Genomic DNA, 20,566 nt, shown 5'->3' with positions numbered 1-20,566 from the left:
GACGTGTCTGTCTGATGAGACACTGAGGGTCGGTTTTCCCTGCGGACGGCCTTGGCAACCAGCCGGAGGATGGTCTTATATCTACGACCATTGTCTAGACGCGGGTGCGCACGGGCTGCGGTATCAGCGGAATCAAACGTAAAAAGAACGAGAGGAGTGCCTGAACATGGGCGAGGCCATCTACCCGGTGCCTGAAGACTGGGCGAACAACGCGCTGATCGACGATGCGAAGTACCAGGAGATGTACCGCCGCTCCATCGACGCGCCCGAGGATTTCTGGCGCGAGCACGCGCAGCGGCTCGACTGGATCAAGCCTTTCACCAAGGTGAAGAACACCTCGTTCGAGGAAGTCGACTTCGGCATCCGCTGGTTCGAGGACGGATCGCTCAACCTTTCCGCCAACTGCCTCGATCGGCACCTCGCCGCACGTGGCGATGACGTTGCCATCCTGTGGGAGCCGGACAGCCCCACCGAAGCCCACCGCGCGATCACCTATCGCCAGCTGCACGAGGACGTCTGCCGCTTCGCCAACCTGCTCAAGGCACGCGGCGTGAAGCAGGGCGAGCGCGTCACCATCTACCTGCCGATGGTGCCCGAAGCGGCAGTGGCGATGCTCGCCTGCGCGCGCATCGGCGCGATTCACTCGATCGTCTTCGCCGGCTTCTCGCCCGATGCGCTCGCCGGTCGCATCACCGATTGCGACAGCCGCATCGTGCTGACCTCCGACGAAGGCCTGCGCGGCGGCAAGAAGGTGCCGCTCAAGGCCAATGTCGATGAGGCGCTGAAGCAGTGCCCGGCGGTCGATACCGTCATCATGCTGCGGCGCACCGGGGCCGATGTCGGCTTCACCGAAGGCCGCGACGTGGAATGGGCCAGCGCGGTGGCGCAGCAGAGCGCCGATTGCGCGCCTGCGGAAATGAACGCGGAAGACCCGCTGTTCATCCTCTATACCTCCGGCTCCACCGGCAAGCCCAAGGGCGTGCTGCACACCACCGGCGGCTATGCCGTGTGGGCGTCGATGACGCACCAGTACGTGTTCGATTACCGCCCCGGCCAGATCTACTGGTGCGCGGCGGACATCGGCTGGGTCACCGGCCATTCCTATGTCGTCTACGGCCCGCTGATGAACGGCGCGACGACCGTGATGTTCGAAGGCGTGCCCAACTTCCCCGATCCCAGCCGCTTCTGGCAGGTGGTCGACAAGTTCGGCGTCGAGATCTTCTACGGCGCCCCCACCGCGCTGCGCGCGCTGATGCGCGAAGGCGACGACTGGGTGAAGAAGACCAGCCGCAAGACGTTGCGCCTGCTGGGCAGCGTGGGCGAACCGATCAATCCCGAGGCGTGGGAATGGTATCACAAGGTGGTGGGCGATGCCCGCTGCCCCATCGTCGACACCTGGTGGCAGACCGAAACCGGCGGTGCGATGATCACTCCCCTGCCCGGCGCCACCGCGCTCAAGCCCGGTTCCGCCAGCAAGCCGTTCTTCGGCGTGAAGCCCGCGCTGCTCGACAACGACGGCAAGCTTCTGGACGGCGCGACCGACGGCTGCCTGGTCATCACCGACAGCTGGCCGGGGCAGATGCGCACCGTGTGGGGCGATCACGAGCGCTTCTTCCAGACCTATTTCAGCACGTTCAAGGGAATGTACTTCACCGGCGACGGCTGCCGCCGCGACGAGGACGGCTATTACTGGATCACCGGCCGCATCGACGACGTGATCAACGTGTCCGGCCACCGCATGGGCACGGCCGAGATCGAGAGCGCGCTGGTCGCCCATCCCAAGGTGGCCGAAGCCGCCGTGGTGGGAATGCCGCACGACATCAAGGGACAGGGCATCTACGCCTTCGTCACCTGCAATGCCGAAATCGAGCCGGACGAGGCGCTGCGCAAGGAACTGATCGCGTGGGTGCGCCACGAAATCGGCCCGATCGCCACGCCCGACGTGATCCAGTTCGCCCCCGGCCTGCCCAAGACCCGTTCGGGCAAGATCATGCGCCGCATCCTGCGCAAGATCGGCGAGAACGACGTCTCGAACCTGGGCGATACCTCGACGCTGGCCGATCCTTCGGTGGTCGACAACCTGCTGGCCAACCGCCCGCACCTGACCTCCGCCTGATCGCCAGGCGCCCCTGCACGCTGCCCTTCGCGCAAGTGCGGGGGCAGCGTTTGCAACGCGCCGGAGCTTGCCAAGGCGGTCGCATTGGCGCAGAGCGCCCGTGCGGCACAGGTCGATCCGGGAAAAGGGCGTGAGCGTGGGCGGCACCATCCTGATTGCAGACGATCATCCCCTCTTCCGGCAGGCGCTGGCGCTGGCCGTGGCCACCGTCGCGCCCGATGCACGCGTGATCGAGGCCGGCACACTGGCCTCCGCCGCCAAGGCAGCATCGGAAGCCGAAGACCTGCGGCTGGTGACGCTCGACCTGAAGATGCCCGGTGCGATCGGCTATTCGGGCATCGCGCTGCTCCATGCCGAGCGGCCGCAAGTGCCGATCCTTGTCGTTTCCAGCGCCGAAGCCGCAACCGCGGCCGAGGAAGCGCGTGCATTCGGCGCAGTGGGTTTCCTGCGCAAGGACGCCGATCTTGCCCGCATCGAGGACGCGATCCGCGCCGCGCTGGCTGGCAGCCCCCCGCCTACGCCCAGGCCCGATCAGATGGACACCGTGCGCAAGGACGTGGCCGGACTGACACCAACGCAGCTCAAGGTGCTGCTGGCGGTGCTGGACGGCAAGCTGAACAAGCAGATCGCGCACGAACTGGGGATGAGCGAAGCCACGGTCAAAGCGCACATGACCGCGATCATGCGCAAGCTGGATGTGCGCAACCGCACGCAGGCGGCGCTGGTGGCCCGCTCGCTGGGGCTGGACCTGGCGCACTGACGGGCGCCGGTTCGCACCATCGCCCGATGGGCACATCCGAACGCGTCATCTATTTCCACGGAATGCCCGGCGGGGCGGGCGAACTGGACCTGTTTGGTCCTTCCATCGCCGCTTCGGCCAGCGCCTTCCACGTCCCTGAACGCCGTTCGGGCAGCGATGGTGCCGGCCATTTCCGGGCCGTCGCCGAAGGCATCCGGTCCCGCTTCCCCCATGACCGCCTGCGGCTCATCGGCTTTTCCATCGGCGCGAGCGCGGCCTTGCGCGTGGCGCCGCATCTGGGTGATCGGGTCGCCGGCATCGACGTGGTTTCGGCGGCGGCCCCGCTCGGCATCGGTCCGTTTCTGGACGACATGGCCGGTGCGCCGGTGTTCCGGGCGGCCAGGGCGAGCCCGCTCCTGTTCGGACTGCTGGTACGCGCCCAATCGCTTGCCGCCCGCCTGGCCCCCGGCCGGCTTTACACCCAGCTCTTCGCTTCGGCGCGCGGCGCGGACAGCGCGCTGGCGGGCGATCCGGTCTTCCGGGCAGCAATGATCCGCGTGCTGCGGCAATGCCTTGCGCAGGGCGCTGCCGGCTATCGGTGCGAAGTCGGGCTATATGTGCAGGATTGGGCCGCGGAGCTGGCGCTGGTCACCCAGCCGGTTCGCATCTGGCATGGCCGGGCGGACAACTGGTCGCCGGTCGCCATGGCCGATGCACTGGCCGAGCGGTTACCGGCAAGCACGCCGCCGCGCCTGTTCGACGGGCTGTCCCACTACTCCACCTTGCAGCATTTCCTCCTGAACCGCTGACGGACAGGATCGGCTGCCGCGCCGTCAATCGATGGCAACGCGGCCGAGGAACGCTTCCAGTTCGGTGGGCACCACGGGCTTGGTGAAGAAGGCCACGCCCAGCCGGCGGGCACGGGCGCGCAATTCAGCGCCGCTTTCCGCAGTAATCAGCGCGATGGGGAGCGAGGGCACGGCTTCGCGCAGCCGGGTGACGAGGTCGAGCCCGTCCTCTCCGTAATCGAGATGATAGTCGATCAGGGCAACGTCCACCCCGCTCGCCCTGCCCAGCGCCTGCGCGATGGTGGCGGCGCCGCGCACGGTATGGCCACCGGCTTCGAGCAGCGCGGTGGTCGCGTCGATGATCGCGGGGTCGTTGTCCACCACCAGCACCGTCAACGGACGCAGCGGCGCAGCGGCGCGCGCCGGCGCTTCGGCCGGAAGCGCCGCGATCGGATCGGCGGCGGGCAGGCTGACGCTGAAGCAACTGCCGTGGCCGGGGCGCGAGCGCAGATCGAGATGCAGGCCCAGCAGCCGGGCGATCCGCTCGACGATGGCAAGGCCAAGCCCCAGCCCTTCCGCCTCGACCTCGCCCAGCCGGGTGAATTCGGAAAAGATCGCCGCCTGCTGGTCTTCGGGGATGCCGACGCCGGTATCGACCACGTCGATCCGCCAGTCCCCACCGCGCCGCCGCACGCCCACCAGGATGCCGCCCTCCTGCGTATAGCGCACCGCGTTCGACAGCAGGTTCTGCAAAACCGAGCGCAGCAGGCCGGGATCGGTGACGACCGCGCCATCGACCGGCCCGATCACCAGCCGCAGCCCCTTTTCCTCGGCCAGCGGGCGGATGCCTTCGGCAATGTCGCGCAGCAGAGGGCCGAGCGCCACCGGCTCCGGGCTGGGCTGGATGCCCCCGGCGTCGAGCTTGGAAATATCGAGCAACGCGCGCAGCAGGTTTTCCGCCGCGACGATCGAGCGCTCCACCCGCGCCACCAGCACTTTCGGCCCTTCCCCCACCTGCCGGTCGAGCGCGGTGGCGAACAGCCGCGCGGCGTGGAGCGGCTGAAGCAGGTCATGGCTGGCAGCGGCGAGGAAGCGGGTTTTCTCACGCGTGGATTCGGCAAGCCGCCGGTTGGCCTCCCACAACTCGCGCGTGCGTTCGGACACGCGGGTTTCAAGCTGTTCAAGCGTGTGCTGCAATTCCGCGCGGGTGTGCGCTTCCTCGGTCACGTCGGTGAACGAGGTGAGGTAGCCGCCGCCCGGCATCGGCCCGCCGACCGACTTGATCACGCGGCCATCCTTGCGGATGCGTTCGGAAACGTAAGGCTGGCGCGCGCGCAAGCGGCGCAGGCGGCGTTCGACTTGCGCTTCGAGCGGGCCGGGAAAATCGCCGCGCACGATGTTGTGGCGAATGAGATCGCCCACCGGCACACCCACGCGGACGAACCCCGGCGGGTAGCCGAACATCTCGATATAGGGGGTATTCCACGCCACGAGATTGAGATCGGCATCAATGACGCTGATGCCCGAGGGCAGGTTTTCAAAACTGGCGGCGAGCAGCTGGCGCGAAAAGCGCAGCGACTGGCCGCCTTCGTCGAGCAGGCGCGTGACGTCCGCCAGCGCGAGTTGCCCGCCCGCCAGCGCCGAGGCGACCAGCGCGCGCGCGGACGAGGCCCCGACCACGCCCGCGATCAGGTCCTGCGCGCGGCGGGCAGAGGCACGATCGACCGGGGCGGCGTGGTCGGCCGGCGGGAACGCTTCCGCGGCACGTTCCTCGCCGATGAAGCGCGCTGCCAGGCGGGTCAGCTCGCCCAGGTTGCGCACCGGGCGCTGGCCGCGCACCAGCCGGGGCAGACTGCGGTCGGGATCGCGCCCGGCTGCTGCGGCCGCCATCATCGCAAGATTGGCGGACAGGCTCCACAGCACTCCATGCACCAACGGCGGCGCATGGCCGATGCCCAGCAGGCGCAGGGGATCGAACGGCGTGCCGCTCAGCTGTGCCAGCCACGCCGGCGGCAGGATCGGCGGCAGCGCCAGCGTCCACAGCCACAGCGCGAAGCCCGTGGCGAGGCTGAGCCGTCCGGCCAGCGGATCGCGCCCGTTGCGCAGCACGCCCAGCACCAGATGCGGGGTGAACTGCGCCATGGCGGCGAAGGCAACCAGGCCGATCGAGGCCAGCGAACTGCGCGCGGGCAGCAGCAGCGCCCATGCCAGCGACAGCGCCACGATGGCCAGGATCGCCAGCCGCCGCACCAGCAGCATCCGCTGGCCGAGCGCGCCGGCGCGGCTCTCGCTGTCCGGCTCCCCGGCTTCGCTGCGCAGGACGGCGGGAAAGATCAGGTCGTTCGACACCATCGTGGCGAGCGCGGTGGAATCGACGATGACCATCGCCGCCGCAGAACTGATCCCCCCCAGCAGCGCGGCGGTGACGATCCAGCGTGCGCCGATCGCTTCGGGCAGGGCCAGCACGAACAGGTCCGGCGCCACCTGCCCCGGCAGCGCGACAAGGCCCGCCAGCGCGATCGGCAACACCAGCAGCGCCATCGCGGCGATATAGGCGGCCACGCCCAGCCGCGCGCGCGGCAGGTCGTCGGGCGACTGCGCTTCGGCCAGGCCCATGAAGAACTGGCGCGGCAGGGCCACGATCGCCATAGCCGAGATCACGCCGATGACGACGAATTCGAGCGAGAGGTGCGCCGGCGAAAAGCGCGCGGCAAGCACCGTGGTGGCGGCGGCGAAACGCGCGTCGGATGCACTGTGGATCACCGCGACCGCGGCCAGCCCGACCAGCACCAGCGCCACCAGCTTGATGATCGATTCGAGCGCGACCGAGAACAGCAGCCCCTCGTTGCGCCCCGCCGCTTCATAGCGGCGCGCGCCGAACAGGATGGCAAACAGCGCGAGCACGGCCGACGCCGCGACCATGACGGGCACCACCACGTCGCTGCCCGATACGATCGCGATGGCCCCGCCGATCGAACGCAGTTGCAGCGCGCCATAAGGAACGATGCCGCACAGCGCGATCACCGTGACCAGCCGCGCCATGCCGGGATCGTGGCCATAGCGCGCGGCGATGAAATCCGAGATGGTGGTCGCCTTCTCCTCGTGCACGGCATCGGCCAGCCGGCGCAGGAAGCCGGCGGCGAGCAGCATGACGAGGCAGGGCGCGAGATAGATCGGCAGGTAGTTCCAGCCCTCGCGCACGGCGCTGCCCACCGCGCCGTAGAACGTCCAGCTCGAACAATAGACGCCCAGCCCCAGCGTGTAGGCGGTGTGCCTCAGGCGCGGATGCGCGGCGGTCCTGCCGGCGGTCGATTCGACCAGTGCAGCCACCGCGAACAGGACGACGATCAGGGACAGCGCGAAGAGCGCCGCCAGGCCCAGGCTCATGCTCCCTCCCCCTGCTGCCCGCTCATTCTAGCAGGCGCGGAGGCGTGTGCAAAATGGGCGCGGTAACGCACTGGAGGGACGATGATGCGGGGAAAGACGTAACACCCGGCGCGGTGCGATTTTTCGCATCCTCTCCCAAGACCGCGCCGGGCGAACGTCTTTGACGGTGATCAAAAGAATAGCTGCAAATGACGTATTGACCAGAGGAAAAGATAGGTTTCCGGTTTTCCCGAATGGTTGGTGCGCGACGGCCACAGGGGTGCAGCAAAACCATGATTGTGCGCCGTATTTTTCGCGTCGCCTCCACCGTTCCGGTTACTTTGGTGACGACATGACAAAGCGTGCGCAATGGCGCGGAGCGAATCGCCCGAAAACCCGCATGGTCAGAACGCCATCGCCGCCAGCGCGATCGCCGATGCGGCCAGCGCGGCCAGCAGCGGCAGCGCGGCGCGCAGGCCGTCCCGCCCCGGTGCAATCGTGATCGCCATGATCGCCTTGATCAGCGTGTTGGCCAGCACCGTTCCCGCCAGCACCATGCCGCCGGCCCAGTCGGTCAGGGCATCGTGCGGCAGGCCCGACAGCGTGATCACGCCCGCATCGACGTCCATCATGCCGGTCAGCGCGAGCACGGCGGCAATGCCGCGATTGCCGAAATGTTCGAGCGCCCATCGCGCCACCAGCGACAGGCCCGCGACGAGCGCCGCCAACCCCAGCGCCGGCTTGAAATCGAGCGGGTTGCCCAGCTTCACCGGGGCGGGCGGCCGGTTGTCCTGCTTTCGCCAGGCCGCGAACGCGAATGCGGCGCTCACCACAGTGGCCGGTGCCATCGTCAGTGCAAGACTTGGCAAGGCGCGGGGCACCAGCGCCAGCGTCAACAGCTGCACGCGCACGAACATCACGATCGAGGCCAGCGCGATCCCGGCGGTCAGCGCCGGGCGCGCCTCCGGCTCCGACCGCAGGCGGCGCGCCAGTTCCACGGTGACGGCGGTGGAAGACACCACCGCGCCGCTCACCGCGACCAGCAGGATCCCGCGCGTGGCCCCCCAGCGCCGCGCCGCGACATAGCCCGCGAAGGACAGCCCCGCGACCAGCACCACCACCAGCCAGATCTTGCGCGGGTTCCACGCATCGTAGGGTCCGAACGATTGGTCGGGCAGCAAGGGCAGCACCACCAGTGCGACCAGCAGGAAACGGGCGGTCGCCTCGATTTCCAGTTCGCTCAGGCCGCGCAGCACCCGGTGGAGCGCACCGCGCGCGCTGAGCAGCGCGAACGCGGCGGCGGCCGTGGCCAGTGCGATGGTCGGCCCCAGCCGCACCGCTGAAATGCCCGCGCCCAGCGTAAGCACCCCTGCCACGGCGGTCGTGGCCGACATCGCGGTCGGCCGCGCTTCCTTGCGGTATCCGACAACCAGCAACAGCCCGGTCGCCAGCACCAGCGCGGCGGCCAGCATATCGGGCAGGAAGCCCGCAAGGCCGCCGGTCAGCCCCAGCAGGCCGAACGTGCGCAACCCGCTCACGCGGCTGCCATCGGGCCGCTCGCGCTGGCTCCAGCCACGCTCCACGCCCACGATCAGCCCCGCCGCCGTGGCCGCGGCCAGCGCTGCAAGTGGTGCGGTGTCTCCTGCCATCGGCACGTCGCGCGTTTCCCCTTCTGGTCTGGCCACCGCATAGGCCCAACCGGCGCGGCGCGCCACCATCTGCACCCGGCCCATCGGCCCCCGGTCCATGCGTGTTGCTCCGCAGTGCTGCGATACGCGCGATTTCCAGTTTCGCGCGTATGATGCGCTTCATCATGCTGCGACGTCCCATCCTCACCGGCATCCTCTGCGCCCTGACGACGGGCATCTCGCCCTCCCATGCGCACGAGGCGGCGCTCAGCGTCGGCGGCTCCTATGTCGCCGACATCCTTGCCGTCGCGGACGGCGGAGCACGGCGCGGCAGCGCTTGGCTGGCCCGCGCAGACGTGTGGGCGGATCTTGATGGCGCGGCGCTGTCCCTGCCGGGCGTGACCTTTCACGCCGATCTCGTCGCCACGCACGGGCCGGACTTGTCCGGCAGCCGCGTCGGCGATTTCCAGACGGTCAGCAACGTGCAGGCCGATACCGTGCCGCACCTCTATGAAGCATGGGCCGAATGGCAACTTGCGCCGGGGCTGGCCGCGAAAGCCGGGCTGGTCGATCTCAACAGCGAATTCGACGTTCAGGAAGTCGGCGCCCTGTTCCTCAACAGCGCCCACGGCATCGGACCCGAGTTCTCGCAAAGCGGCGTCAACGGCCCGTCGATCTTTCCGATGATGGCCAGCGCGGTGATCGCCAGGATCGGCGGCGGCCAGGGTCCGCAAGTGCGGCTGGGCCTGTTCGACGCGGTGGCCGGCAGCAGGAACGATCCCCGCCGGACCGCGCTGCGCCTGCCGGGCCAGACCGGCGCGCTGGTCGTGGGCGAAATCGAACTGCCGCTCGGCAAGGGCGAAGTGCAACTGGGCGCCTGGCACTACAGCCGCCGGCAGGAGGCACTCACCCCGGGGCAGCCGCGTGCGCCATCGCGCGGCGCCTATGTGATGGTGGAAGGGCCGCTCAAGGAACACCTCTCCGGCTGGGTGCGCATCGGCACCGCCGACGGGCGGGCCAATCCCGTGACCAGCTACCTTGGCGCCGGGATGGTGCTCGACTGGCGCGGATGGCAGCTCGGCACCGCCGTCGCTCATGCCCGCGCCGGAAGCGCCGCGCGCCGCACGCTCCTGCCGGCCGGCAAGGCCGCAAGCGCCGAAACCGCCATCGAATGGACCGCCGCGCACAACCTGACCGCGTGGATGTCGGTGCAGCCCGACGTCCAGTACGTGATCAATCCCGGATGGGATCCGGCATTGCCCGATGCGCTGGTGGTGGGAATGCGCATCAGCCTCGGCTGGCCTGCGGGATAGGCACGCGCCCCGCCGCGCTTTCCACCCTGTGAAAATACCACAAACCCCATTCCCGCCCGTCCCGCTTCGGTTATGACCGTTGCGGCTGCCCGTTCCCACAAGGTGCCGGCCGGCCCGAAAAGGCGGAAAACCGCCGGGCTTCTGACGGATGAGGATGCATTGACCAGCAAGGTTCTGATCGCCAATCGAGGCGAAATCGCCATCCGTATCGCGCGCACCGCGGCGGAAATGGGCATCGAAACGCTGATGGTGTTCCCGGCGGACGACATCCATTCCGCCCATGTTCGCGCAGGCGATGCCGCGCGCGAGATCGCGGGCACCGGCGTCGCCGCCTACCTCGATGGGCCGGCCCTGATCGAACGCGCGCTGGCCGAGGGATGCGATCTGGTCCATCCGGGCTACGGCTTTCTCAGCGAAAACGCGACTTTCGCGCGGGCCTGCGCCGCGGCCGGACTGACCTTCGTCGGCCCCTCCCCCGATACGCTCGACCTGTTCGGTGACAAGGCCGCCGCGCGCGCACTGGCCGAACGCTGCGACGTGCCGATCCTGCCGGGGATCAGCCGCGCCGTCACGCTGGAGGAAGCCGAGGCATTCCACCGCGCGCTCGGCCCCGGCCGTGCAATCATGCTCAAGGCGCTGGCGGGCGGCGGCGGCAGGGGAATGCGTCCGGTCGAAGCGCCTGCCGATCTCGCCGCGATATACGAACGCTGCGCTTCCGAAGCGCGGCAGGCGTTCGGATCGGGCGCGCTCTATGTCGAGGAATTCTTTCCCAGCGCCCGCCACGTCGAAGTGCAGATCGTGGCCGACGGACAAGGCAACGTCTCGCACCTGTGGGACCGCGAATGCAGCCTGCAACGCCAGCGCCAGAAGCTCGTCGAAATCGCCCCCGCCTTCGGCCTTGCTCCCGATCTGCGCGCGGCGATGCTCGACGCCGCCGTGCGGCTGGCGCAGGCCGCAGACTATCGCGGCGTGGGCACGGTCGAGTTCCTGGTCGACGCGAGCGGGGCAAGCGAACGGCCGTTCGTGTTCATCGAAGCCAACCCGCGCATCCAGGTGGAGCACACCGTCACCGAGGAAGTGACCGGCATCGACCTGGTGCGGGCACAGTTCGCCATCGCCGCCGGGCGCGATCTCCCTTCGCTCGGCCTCGCGCAAGCGGATATTCCGGTGCCATCGCAAGTCGCACTGCAAGCGCGCGTCAATCTGGAAACCCTGACCGCCACCGGAGAGGCCCGCCCGACCGGGGGCATCATCAGCCGTTACGAAGTGCCATCGGGACGCGGCATCCGCGTCGATGGCTATGGCCACGCCGGCTATGCCACCAGCCCGCGCTACGATTCGCTGCTCGCCAAGGTGATCGTCGCCGCGCCCGACCTGCCGGCGGCGGTGGCGAAGGCGCGCCGTGCGCTCGCCGAATTCCGGATCGAAGGCGTGGGCACCAACAGCGCACTGCTGCGCGCCCTGCTCGAACGGCCCGAAGTCGCGGCGGGCAAGGTCGATACGCGCTTTGTCGAACGCCACGCCGCCGCGCTGGTGGCAGCGAGCGCCGAGCATGATTCCAGCCTCGCCCATGCTTCGGCGGCCGCTTCATCCATCGACCCGCTCGCGGTGCTGTCCGCCGCGCCGCGCGCGCCGGGACCTGGCGCCAGCGCCGAAGCCGATCTGCCCGATGGGCTGGAAGGCGTGCGCACGCCCATGATCGGCACGATCGTCGCGGTCATGGTCTCGCCGGGCGAAGACGTCCGCGCGGGGCAGCCGCTCGCCATCATCGAAGCGCTGAAGATGGAGCACGTGATTGCCAGCCCCGTCTCTGGCCTGATCGCGGCCGTCCATCACGCCGCCGGAGACGTGGTGGGCGAAGGCGTGCTCCTCGCCGCCATCGCACCGGGCGAGGTTGCGGCGGGCGCCGACCACGAAGACGCCGTCATCGATCCTGACGCCACGCGTCCGGACATCGACCGGGTGGCGCATATGCACCGCCTCGTCTCCGATGCCGGCCGCGCCGATGCGGTGACGCGCCGCCACGCCAAGGGCAAACGCACCGCGCGCGAGAACATCGCCGACTTGTGCGACGATGACAGCTTCATGGAATATGGACCGCTGGTCACGGCCGGGCGCCGCTACGAGGACAGCCCGGAAGACGTCGACCGGCGGCTGGTCAAGACCGCCTCGGATGGTCTGGTCATGGGCATCGGCCGCATCAACGGCGCGCTGTTCGGCCCGGAACAATCGCGCTGCGTGGCGATGTCCTACGACTACACCGTGCTGGCCGGCACGCAGGGCCACAAGAACCACGTCAAGACCGACCGGATGCTCGAAGTCGCGCAGAAGATGCGGCTGCCGGTCGTGTTCTATACCGAGGGCGGCGGCGGCCGCAGCGGCGGCACCTCGCCCGGCGATCCCACGCCCCCGCCCACCACGGTCGGCGGACTCAAATATCGGACATGGGCGCATCTGGGCAAGTTGTCCGGCCTCGTGCCGCTCGTCGGGATTGCCAGCGGCTTCTGCTTCGCCGGTAACGCGGTGGTGCTGGCGCTGTGCGACGTGATCATCGCCACGAAGGACTCCAGCCTCGGCATCGGCGGCCCGGCCATGATCGAAGGCGGAGGCCTCGGCATCTATGCGCCAGAGGAGGTGGGGCCGGTTTCGGTGCAAGGCCCCAACGGGGTGATCGATATTCTGGTGGAGGACGAAGCGGAAGCGACCGCGGTGGCCAAGCGCTATCTGTCCTATTTCCAGGGACGCGTTGGCACATGGGAAGCCCCCGACCAGCGCCCGCTCCGTCATGCGATCCCGGAAAATCGACGCGCCGCCTATGACGTGCGCAAGATCATCGCCACGCTGGCGGACAAGGATTCAGTACTCGAACTGCGCGCCGCCTTCGCCAAATCGATGGTCACCGCCCTCGCCCGGATCGAAGGGCGTCCGATCGGCGTGATCGCCAACAATTGCGCCTCGCCCACCGGCGGCGCGGTAGACAGTGACGGGGCCGACAAGGCGGCGCGGTTCATGCAGCTGTGCAACGCGTTCGACATCCCGGTCGTCACGCTCATCGACGTGCCCGGCAACATGGTCGGGCCGGAGGCGGAACGCACCGCCACCATCCGTCATTGCGGCCGCCTCTATGTGATCGGCGCCAATCTGGGCGTGCCCATGTTCTCGGTCGTGCTGCGCAAGGCTTACGGCCTGGGTGCGATGGCCATGACCGCCGGATCGCTGGACTCACCGCTGTTCACCGTCGCCTGGCCCACCGGCGAATTCGCCGGAATGGGCATCGAAGGCGAAATCAAGCTCGGCTACCGCGCCGAACTCGCCGCGATCGAGGATCTCGAAGCCCGCCGCGAGCGATACGACGAGCTGTTGGATCGAGCCTATGCATGGTCGAGCGCCGCGAACGGAGCGACCGTGTTTGAGTTCGACGACGTGATTGATCCTGCGGGGACGCGCGATTGGTTGAAGATGGGGTTGGAGGCGCTGCCTGCGAGTGTGGTTCGGGAGGGGAAGCGTCAGCCGTGGATAGACACGTGGTGACGTTTCGCGTGGTGAAGGTGGGGTGTTGGATTTGGGGAGAGGTTTACGCGGCGTGCATGTGGTACGTTGGCCGCGTTGTGGACTTGCTGTGGACACGCTGGAGCGTGGAGCTGTGCTCTTGTGTAGCGAAGTCGTTTGATTGGTATGGTTGCGGGGACAGGATTTGGCCTTTGGATCGTTGAGCTAAGGGCGCGAACTGAGGCTGACATTAGCTAGCTACGGAAGGATTTTTTCATTTCGCTCGGTGGTCCACTGGCGAACGGCATACCTGTGTGATGGCTGTCCTAAGCAAGTCCTCTCGCACGACCTACACGACCTAAAGGACGTCCTGACACACCGGACGACAGCAGCAAACGGGGTCACCGGACGGTTACACGCTACTGGTCTGAACGACTGGGTCGGGTCGGCAGGTTCGCTTCGGCATTCTGCTCATCTGGCTCATGCGTTCTGCAGACGGCGAATATGGCCATCGAAGAATGATCATGCAGAAGACCGAAACCGAACTCACCGCCACCAAGCGCCCGGTGTGGAATGCGGGAAGAGCCGTTGGCGCGAAGCGCGCGCTGAAGCCGAACCAGATTTGGGAAATCCGATTCTACCTCGATCAACGTCGCCGCCTACGAGATCGAAGACTGTTCGACCTTGCGATAGACAGCAAGCTCCGGGGCTGTGACCTGGTGCAGATGAAGATTGGAGACATTGTCAGCGGCGGGCAAATCCGCACGCGGACAATCGTGATGCAGCAGAAGATCAGCCGACCTGTCCAGTTTGAACTGCTCCCAGACGCTCGCACCAGCCTGCTGGCTTGGCTCGAACGGCGGGTCGACGATTATGTCTTTCCCAGCCGGGTTGATCGTAATGGGCATCTCAGCACCCGCCAGTACGCCCGGCTCCCTCGATGAATGGGTGACAGGGGTGGGCTTGATGTGAAACGAGTATGGCACCTGCTTCGGCGGACCAAGGCGTCGATCATCTACAGGGCGACCGGCAACCTTCGCGCCGTCCAGATCCTCCTCGGCCATAGCAAGATCGAGAATACGGTTCGCTATCTTGGGATCGACGTGGAGGACGCGCTTGCGCTTGCCGAAAATACCGAGATCTGAACCCATCGGCTCCCGTCTCTGGTGAGGAGCCGGACACGGACGCCTGGGATTTGCGGTCGTTCCAGAGCTATCCGTCGGACGGCAAGGTTCAGCCAAAAAGCGGACGCCAGTTTCTTGGATTTGAAATTGCCTGCCTGGCGATCCGGCACGGCATCTCTGGCAAGGCAAAGGCAGTGGACGAACGCTCAATACTATCGGAGGCGAACGATCGCCTCGGCAATAGTTGCATCCTCCGCTGCACTTGCGCCGGACACCCCTAATGCACCCACAACCTTGCCATCTATTAGGATTGGCACCCCGCCGCCAACCGCAATCACCTCGTCGGACGAGAGCAGCGTCGTGCGACCGCTCAGGACGCGCTCCTCCAGTTGCGCGGTCGCCATGCGAAAGCGAGCGGCGGCGCGCGCTTTTTGCTGCGCGATGTGGATCGACGCATAGGGCACGTCGTCCATCCGCACGAAGGCAACCAGTTCGCCCGTGGGTTCCACAACCGCGATAGCCATGTTCAAGCCCTTGGCTCTGCTCAGGACCATGCCGCGCTCGACCAGCGCGAGGGCCGCCAGCGCCGTGATCGGAGCGCCGTAGCCGTTGGCTTGCGCCACAGGGGCCTGTGCGGTCGCTGGTGGGGCGATCAGCAGCGCGCAGGACAAGGTGACATGCCGGATCAGGCCGCTTGCTCCGAGCCTTGAGCGCTTCTGCATCAAGTCATTCCCCAAGCAGGCGCGTGAAGGCCATCGCGGCCAGTTGCCACCGCCGATCCTGCCGAACATAGGTTTCGGTCACGCTGAAAGGGTTGGTGACCTCGTTGCCGCCGACAACGGCAACGAGGCGCAGGCGGCTGATGACGATCGCGGTGTCGCCGATCAACTCCACGGACATGTCGCTTATTTCAGCGTGCTTGTAGTGGATGCGGCCGGTGCTGATGACATCGAGTTCGCCAGCCCGATCCATCGTCGTGCCCATGTGCACGAAATGCGCGGCAGGATGGAACAGCGGTTCGAGCTTGGAAATGTCGCGCTCGGCCATCCACAGCCATTTCTGACGCGACAGGTCCAGCAGGCCCTGACGTTCGCTGCCCTCCTCTGCGGCAGGTGCAGCCGGCGTTGCCGATGCCTGACTGCTGCCGATCACGGCAGCTACGGCGCTCAGGAGAATGGAAAGCTTCAGCATGGCAGTGGCTCCTTCAGGGCCTCGGCGGCGCTTCGACGCCCGAATAGGCGAGAACGGCATCGGGCAGCCGTTGTCCCACGACTTCGATGGCACGAACGTCGGCATTCAGTTCGGCGATTTCGTCGGCCGAGAAGCGGATCGCCGTGCTGCCGATGTTCTGGACCAGATGGGCCGGGTTGGTCGTTCCCGGAATCGGCACGATCCACGGCTTTTGCGCCATCAGCCAAGCCAGCGCTATCTGGCCGGGGGCCGCCTGCTTGCGCTCCGCCCATGCCTGCAGTAGCGACACCAGCCGCAGGTTCCCCGGCAGGTTCTCCGGCGCGAAGCGGCCCTCCACGGCGCGGATGTCGCCCTGCGCGAAGCGCGTGTTCGCATCGATCCAGCCGGTCAGGAACTGGACGCCCAGCGGGCTCCACGGCACGAAACCGATGCCCAGTTCCTCGCACAGCGCCAGCACCTCGTGTTCCGGCCCACGCCACAGCATCGAGTATTCGCTTTGCACGGCGGTGACCGGCAGCGCCGCATGGGCGCGGCGCAGGGTGCCCAGCCCCATCTCCGACAGGCCCCAGTGCCGCACCTTGCCCTGGCGCATCAGGTCCTCGACGACACCGGCGACATCCTCGATCGGCACAGCGGGGTCGACCCGGTGCTGGTAAAGCAGGTCGATATGGTCGGTGCGCAAGCGCCGCAACATGTTGTCGACCACCAGCCTGACATGATCGGGACGGCTGTTCAGCCCCGGCATCCTGCGCCCTGTCTCCTGGTCGATGTTCCAGCCGAACTTGGACGTGATCACGACCTGCTCGCGGAACGGCTGGATCGCCTCTCCCAGAATTCGTTCGCATTCGTGCGGGCCATAGGCCTCGGCGCAGTCGAAGAAGGTGACGCCGTGATCGAAAGCCGTGCGGATCAATGCGACCTGTTCGGGCCGGTAAGGCTTCTCGGTCGTATACTTGCGACTGTTGTTCTGGACGCCAAGGCCAATGCTGGAAACCTCCAGCCGCCCCAGCTTGCGCCGACCGACCACCCCGGCGTCAGGCCCGGTGGCCCGACCGGGTGCAGGCGCGCGCGCCGCCGCGCTGCTGCCGACCAGCGGGAGTGCAGCGATGCCGCCGGCGGACAGCAGCAGGCTGCGGCGACCGATCGTGATGTCTGGCTTGTCGCGCATGGTTCCTATCACCCTTCGAGCTTGCGGGTGCCCAGCCACTTCACCATCGCCGGGTCGCGATGATCGAAGAAGCTGCTCGCCTTCTGGTCGAGCGTGGCAATCGCGGCGATGTCGTCGGCATCGAGCTGGAAATCGAAGATCGCCAGGTTCTCCGCCATCCGGTCGCGTCGCACCGACTTGGGGATCGCGACGACGCCACGCTGCGTCAGCCAGCGCAGCACGACTTGCGCGATCGTCTTGCCGTGCTTGTCGCCGATCGACTGGAGCACCGGGTTGCGGAACAGGTCGTTCCTGCCCTCTGCAAACGGCCCCCAGGCTTCGGTCTGGACACCATGTTCGCCAAGCAGCGCCTGTGCTTCGTGCTGCTGGTGGAAGGGATGGATCTCGATCTGGTTGACTGCCGGCGTGACCTCGTTGTGCAGCACGAAATCCACCACGCGGTCAGGATAGAAGTTGCTGATGCCGATGGCCCGGATACGACCGGCGCGGTGCAGTTCCTCCATCGCGCGCCACGCGCCGTAAACGTCGCCATAAGGCTGGTGGATCAGGTAAAGATCGAGGTAGTCGAGCTGCAACTTGTTGATCGAGCGCTCGAACGCCGCCTTGGCCCGCTCGTAACTGGCGTCTTCGATCCACAGCTTGGTGGTGACAAAGATCTCGTCGCGGGCGATCCCGCTGCCCTTGATCGCGGCACCGACAGCGGCTTCGTTACCATACGATGCGGCGGTATCGAGCAGGCGGTAACCCGCATCGAGCGCATCGCGCACGCTGCGCTCGCATTCTGCCGGATCGGGAACCTGGAACACGCCGAATCCCAGCAGGGGCATCTCGACGCCGTTATTCAGGATTACAGAGGGGATGCTGACGGCCATGATGTTCTCCGTGGCTATGCCGTGCGTGATGGGCAGGCGCAGGCTGGTCGGCACCGCGTTCACCTTGTGGCCGCAATCTACGCCACTAGACGCCAAGTGATTAGACACCGCAATTCGCTTGGGTATATGACTCCACGTCATGAAAAGTTGTCGGGCGAGCGACGATGCGGCGTGAAGATCTTGGCAGTCTGGCCATATTCCTCGTTGTGGCCGAGGAAGGCAGCTTCACGCGCGCGGCAGCCCGGCTGGACATCTCGCAATCCGCGCTCAGCCACGCGATGCGTCGCCTTGAAGCAAGGCTTGGGCTGCGTCTGCTCAATCGCACCACACGCAGCGTGGCCCCGACAACGGCTGGAGAGCGACTGCTGGAGGCGCTAGGACCGGCGCTTGAGGACATCGACGCCAGGCTCGTGGAACTGACCGACTTGCGCGACCGTCCAGCAGGTAGCATCCGCATCACGACCTCCGAACACGCTGCGAAGATGCTGCTGTGGCCTGTGGTGGCGCAAATGGCAGCCGACTATCCCGACATCCAGATCGAGCTGAACATTGAATCCGGGCTGACCGACATCGTTGCGGGGCGCTTCGATGCGGGCGTCCGCCTGGGCGAGCGGTTGGAAAACGACATGATCGCCGTGCGGATCGGTCCTCGGTTGCGCATGGCGACAGTAGCTGCGCCGTCATACTTTGCCCGGCATGCCAAGCCGTCGACACCGCACGACCTTGCCCACCACGCCTGCATCAACCTGCGCATGAACAGCGGCAGCATCTACGCTTGGGAATACGAGAAGGACGGTCGGGAACTGAACGTCCGGGTCGAGGGACAGTTCACCCTCAACAACATGGACCTCGTTCTTGAAGCCGCGATTTCGGGTCATGGCATTGCGCATATGGTCGACGATCGCATCGCTCCACTGATCGAGGACGGCACGCTGGCGCGAGTGCTGGAGGACTGGTGCGCGCCATTCGACGGCTACTACCTCTACTATCCCAGCCGGCACCAACCATCGGCAGCCTTCAGCTTGCTGGTCGAAGCGCTTCGCTACAGGGATTGACCTCCCACTGCATGGAGAATCTGCATGATCACGCGAGTTGATACAGTGGGTCGTACCTCGAAACCCGGCCGTTCCTCAAAATAGGCTAGTGATCACAAACCGAAAAATTGGATGGCCGGCACTCCACGCCGATTCTTGTCTCTGTCGGGCTTCTGCCCGGATGCTAAGATCTATCCCCACGACAGGTTTCGCCGCAGGCCGAAGAATGGCGTGAATTGGGTCGGCTGCCGCCTCAATCTGGAACGCCAAGAAGTGGCACGAAGCCGTCATTCCCGACGTTTTCATGAATTGAGGGCTTTCGGCGCAAGAAGACTCATGCCTTGCACGGACGCGATCATCGTATCACCGAAATGAGGCCGTCTACGATTCGGAGACTTTGTGACATGCCCCCCTGATTTTCCTCCACGAGCGATTAGAGTCTGGCCTTGAAGGAAGGACAGACGATGAGGCGTGCAAGGTTTTCGGAAGAGCAGATCATTGGCGTGCTGAAGGAGGCAGAGGCGGGCGCGAAGACCGCTGACCTGGCCCGGCGGCATGGGGTGTCTGAAGCGACGATCTACAACTGGAAGGCCAAGTACGGCGGGCTGGAGGTATCCGAGGCCCGGCGGCTGCGAGATCTCGAGAGCGAGAACGCCAAGCTCAAGCGGCTTCTGGCCGATGCGATGCTGGACCAGGCTGCGTTGAAGGATCTTCTGGCAAAAAAGTTCTGACGCCCGCCGCGAAGCGGGAAGCTGTCGCTCATCTCCAGGCGTGCCACGGGATGAGCGAGCGGCGGGCGTGCCGTGTCATCGATGCTGCTCGCAAGAGCGTGCGCTACCGTTCCACACGGGACGATGGTGTGCTGCGTGAGAAGCTGCGCGATCTGGCCAACCAGCGTCGCCGGTTCGGCTATCGCCGTTTGCACATCCTGCTGCGCCGGGAGGGCGTGATGATCAACCGGAAGAAGACCCAACGTCTGTATTGCGAGGAAGGGTTGGCGGTCAGGCGGCGACGCAGCCGCAAGCGTGCTGTCGGGACCAGGGCACCTGCTCCGGTGCTGGCGCTGGCGAACCAGCGCTGGAGCCTGGACTTTGTGCACGACCAGATGGCCTCTGGCAGGCGGTTCCGCGTGCTCAACGTTGACCCGGGAGTGCCTAGCGGCGGTGCCGGACACGTCCATCTCCGGGCACCGTGTCGTGCGCGAGCTGACCCAGCTGATCGCCCAGCGGGGCAAGCCCGGAATGATCGTCAGCGACAATGGCACCGAGCTCACCAGCAACGCCGTTCTCGCATGGTGCGGAGAGCTCTGCGTGGAGTGGCATTACATTGCTCCGGGCAGGCCGATGCAGAACGGCTACGTCGATAGCTTCAACGGCCGCATGCGCGATGAGCTGCTGAACGAGACCTTGTTCATGAGCCTTGCCCATGCTCGGGTCGAGATCGCTGCCTGGGTCGAGGATTATAACCGGGAGAGGCCGCACTCGTCACTTGGCTACGCAACCCCGGCGGCGTTCGCCGCCGAACTGGATAAGCAATGGCCTGCTTCAACCGCGCTGATGCGCAAAACAACCGCCCGGCTCTAATCCCAGCTGGCGGAAAGCTGGGGGTCATGTCAGTTGGCCGCGTTGTGGACTTGCTGTGGACACGCTGGAGCGTGGAGCTGTGCTCTTGTGTAGCGAAGTCGTTTGACTGGAATGGTTGCGGGGGCAGGATTTGAACCTGCGACCTTCAGGTTATG

Annotated in this window: 12 protein-coding genes and 2 pseudogenes; 8 read left to right on the top strand and 6 right to left on the bottom strand. The window is 66.5% G+C overall.

The genetic code is table 11. From position 1 onward, the window contains the following. Positions 1 to 166: 166 nt before the first annotated feature. The 3 genes from acs (at position 167) to OLX02_RS19210 (ending at position 3,664) form a co-directional block, all read left to right on the top strand. Positions 167 to 2,116, top strand: coding sequence for an acetate--CoA ligase (acs, locus tag OLX02_RS19220; protein WP_264425463.1), 1,950 nt, complete (start codon positions 167 to 169; stop codon positions 2,114 to 2,116). A 136-nt stretch (positions 2,117 to 2,252) separates the two neighbouring features. Then, positions 2,253 to 2,876: a LuxR C-terminal-related transcriptional regulator gene (locus tag OLX02_RS19215; protein ID WP_264425488.1), complete on the top strand. Its 624-nt coding sequence runs from the start codon at positions 2,253 to 2,255 to the stop codon at positions 2,874 to 2,876. 26 nt (positions 2,877 to 2,902) lie between these two features. Next, positions 2,903 to 3,664 (top strand): alpha/beta hydrolase, encoded by a 762-nt coding sequence (locus OLX02_RS19210; RefSeq protein WP_264425461.1) that lies wholly within the window; start codon positions 2,903 to 2,905, stop codon positions 3,662 to 3,664. 24 nt (positions 3,665 to 3,688) lie between these two features. Here the strand turns inward: OLX02_RS19210 and OLX02_RS19205 are convergent, their stop codons facing one another. Next, positions 3,689 to 7,030, bottom strand: a complete 3,342-nt coding sequence (locus tag OLX02_RS19205) for a PAS domain-containing hybrid sensor histidine kinase/response regulator (RefSeq protein ID WP_264425458.1) — start codon at positions 7,028 to 7,030, stop codon at positions 3,689 to 3,691. A 383-nt stretch (positions 7,031 to 7,413) separates the two neighbouring features. Then, a complete protein-coding gene (locus OLX02_RS19200; protein WP_264425457.1) occupies positions 7,414 to 8,757 on the bottom strand; it encodes an MgtC/SapB family protein in 1,344 nt (447 codons plus the stop codon). Between the two features lie 65 nt (positions 8,758 to 8,822). On the opposite strand from OLX02_RS19200, the gene OLX02_RS19195 reads away from it, so the two are divergent. The 3 genes and pseudogenes from OLX02_RS19195 (at position 8,823) to OLX02_RS19185 (ending at position 14,584) form a co-directional block, all read left to right on the top strand. After that, complete coding sequence (locus OLX02_RS19195; protein ID WP_264425455.1) at positions 8,823 to 9,950, top strand: carbohydrate porin; 1,128 nt, start codon at positions 8,823 to 8,825, stop codon at positions 9,948 to 9,950. Positions 9,951 to 10,109: 159 nt separating this feature from the next. Beyond that, positions 10,110 to 13,481, top strand: a complete 3,372-nt coding sequence (locus tag OLX02_RS19190; protein WP_264425453.1) for a carboxyl transferase domain-containing protein — start codon at positions 10,110 to 10,112, stop codon at positions 13,479 to 13,481. Positions 13,482 to 13,921: 440 nt separating this feature from the next. After that, positions 13,922 to 14,584: pseudogene (locus OLX02_RS19185) on the top strand (tyrosine-type recombinase/integrase). 191 nt (positions 14,585 to 14,775) lie between these two features. Here OLX02_RS19185 and OLX02_RS19180 read toward each other — a convergent pair. Genes OLX02_RS19180 through OLX02_RS19165 form a run of 4 tightly spaced genes read right to left on the bottom strand, consistent with a single transcriptional unit; the run spans position 14,776 to position 17,794 of the window. Continuing rightward, entirely contained in the window at positions 14,776 to 15,285 is a 510-nt protein-coding gene (locus tag OLX02_RS19180) for a GlcG/HbpS family heme-binding protein (protein ID WP_264425452.1), read from the bottom strand. A 4-nt stretch (positions 15,286 to 15,289) separates the two neighbouring features. Next, positions 15,290 to 15,754, bottom strand: coding sequence for a nuclear transport factor 2 family protein (locus OLX02_RS19175; RefSeq protein ID WP_264425451.1), 465 nt, complete (start codon positions 15,752 to 15,754; stop codon positions 15,290 to 15,292). Positions 15,755 to 15,767: 13 nt separating this feature from the next. Further along, positions 15,768 to 16,922: an aldo/keto reductase gene (locus tag OLX02_RS19170; protein WP_264425450.1), complete on the bottom strand. Its 1,155-nt coding sequence runs from the start codon at positions 16,920 to 16,922 to the stop codon at positions 15,768 to 15,770. An 8-nt stretch (positions 16,923 to 16,930) separates the two neighbouring features. Continuing rightward, a complete protein-coding gene (locus OLX02_RS19165) occupies positions 16,931 to 17,794 on the bottom strand; it encodes an aldo/keto reductase (protein WP_264425487.1) in 864 nt (287 codons plus the stop codon). A gap of 164 nt (positions 17,795 to 17,958) precedes the next feature. Here OLX02_RS19165 and OLX02_RS19160 point away from each other — a divergent pair, with 164 nt between their 5' ends. Then, entirely contained in the window at positions 17,959 to 18,849 is an 891-nt protein-coding gene (locus tag OLX02_RS19160; RefSeq protein ID WP_264425449.1) for a LysR family transcriptional regulator, read from the top strand. A 443-nt stretch (positions 18,850 to 19,292) separates the two neighbouring features. Beyond that, positions 19,293 to 20,411: pseudogene (locus OLX02_RS19155) on the top strand (IS3 family transposase). Positions 20,412 to 20,566: the final 155 nt, after the last annotated feature.

The sequence above is a fragment of the Novosphingobium sp. KCTC 2891 genome, assembly GCF_025938155.1.
Lineage (GTDB): Bacteria > Pseudomonadota > Alphaproteobacteria > Sphingomonadales > Sphingomonadaceae > Novosphingobium.
This window is presented reverse-complemented; position numbering and strand designations above follow the sequence as displayed.

Coding starts and splice junctions, on each gene's coding strand:
- acs (WP_264425463.1), top strand. CDS start 167: ATGGGCGAGGCCATCTACCCGGTGCCTGAAGACTGGGCGAACAACGCG.
- OLX02_RS19210 (WP_264425461.1), top strand. CDS start 2,903: ATGGGCACATCCGAACGCGTCATCTATTTCCACGGAATGCCCGGCGGG.
- OLX02_RS19205 (WP_264425458.1), bottom strand. CDS start 7,030: ATGAGCCTGGGCCTGGCGGCGCTCTTCGCGCTGTCCCTGATCGTCGTC.
- OLX02_RS19200 (WP_264425457.1), bottom strand. CDS start 8,757: ATGGACCGGGGGCCGATGGGCCGGGTGCAGATGGTGGCGCGCCGCGCC.
- OLX02_RS19195 (WP_264425455.1), top strand. CDS start 8,823: ATGCTGCGACGTCCCATCCTCACCGGCATCCTCTGCGCCCTGACGACG.
- OLX02_RS19180 (WP_264425452.1), bottom strand. CDS start 15,285: ATGCAGAAGCGCTCAAGGCTCGGAGCAAGCGGCCTGATCCGGCATGTC.
- OLX02_RS19175 (WP_264425451.1), bottom strand. CDS start 15,754: ATGCTGAAGCTTTCCATTCTCCTGAGCGCCGTAGCTGCCGTGATCGGC.
- OLX02_RS19170 (WP_264425450.1), bottom strand. CDS start 16,922: ATGCGCGACAAGCCAGACATCACGATCGGTCGCCGCAGCCTGCTGCTG.
- OLX02_RS19165 (WP_264425487.1), bottom strand. CDS start 17,794: ATGGCCGTCAGCATCCCCTCTGTAATCCTGAATAACGGCGTCGAGATG.
- OLX02_RS19160 (WP_264425449.1), top strand. CDS start 17,959: ATGCGGCGTGAAGATCTTGGCAGTCTGGCCATATTCCTCGTTGTGGCC.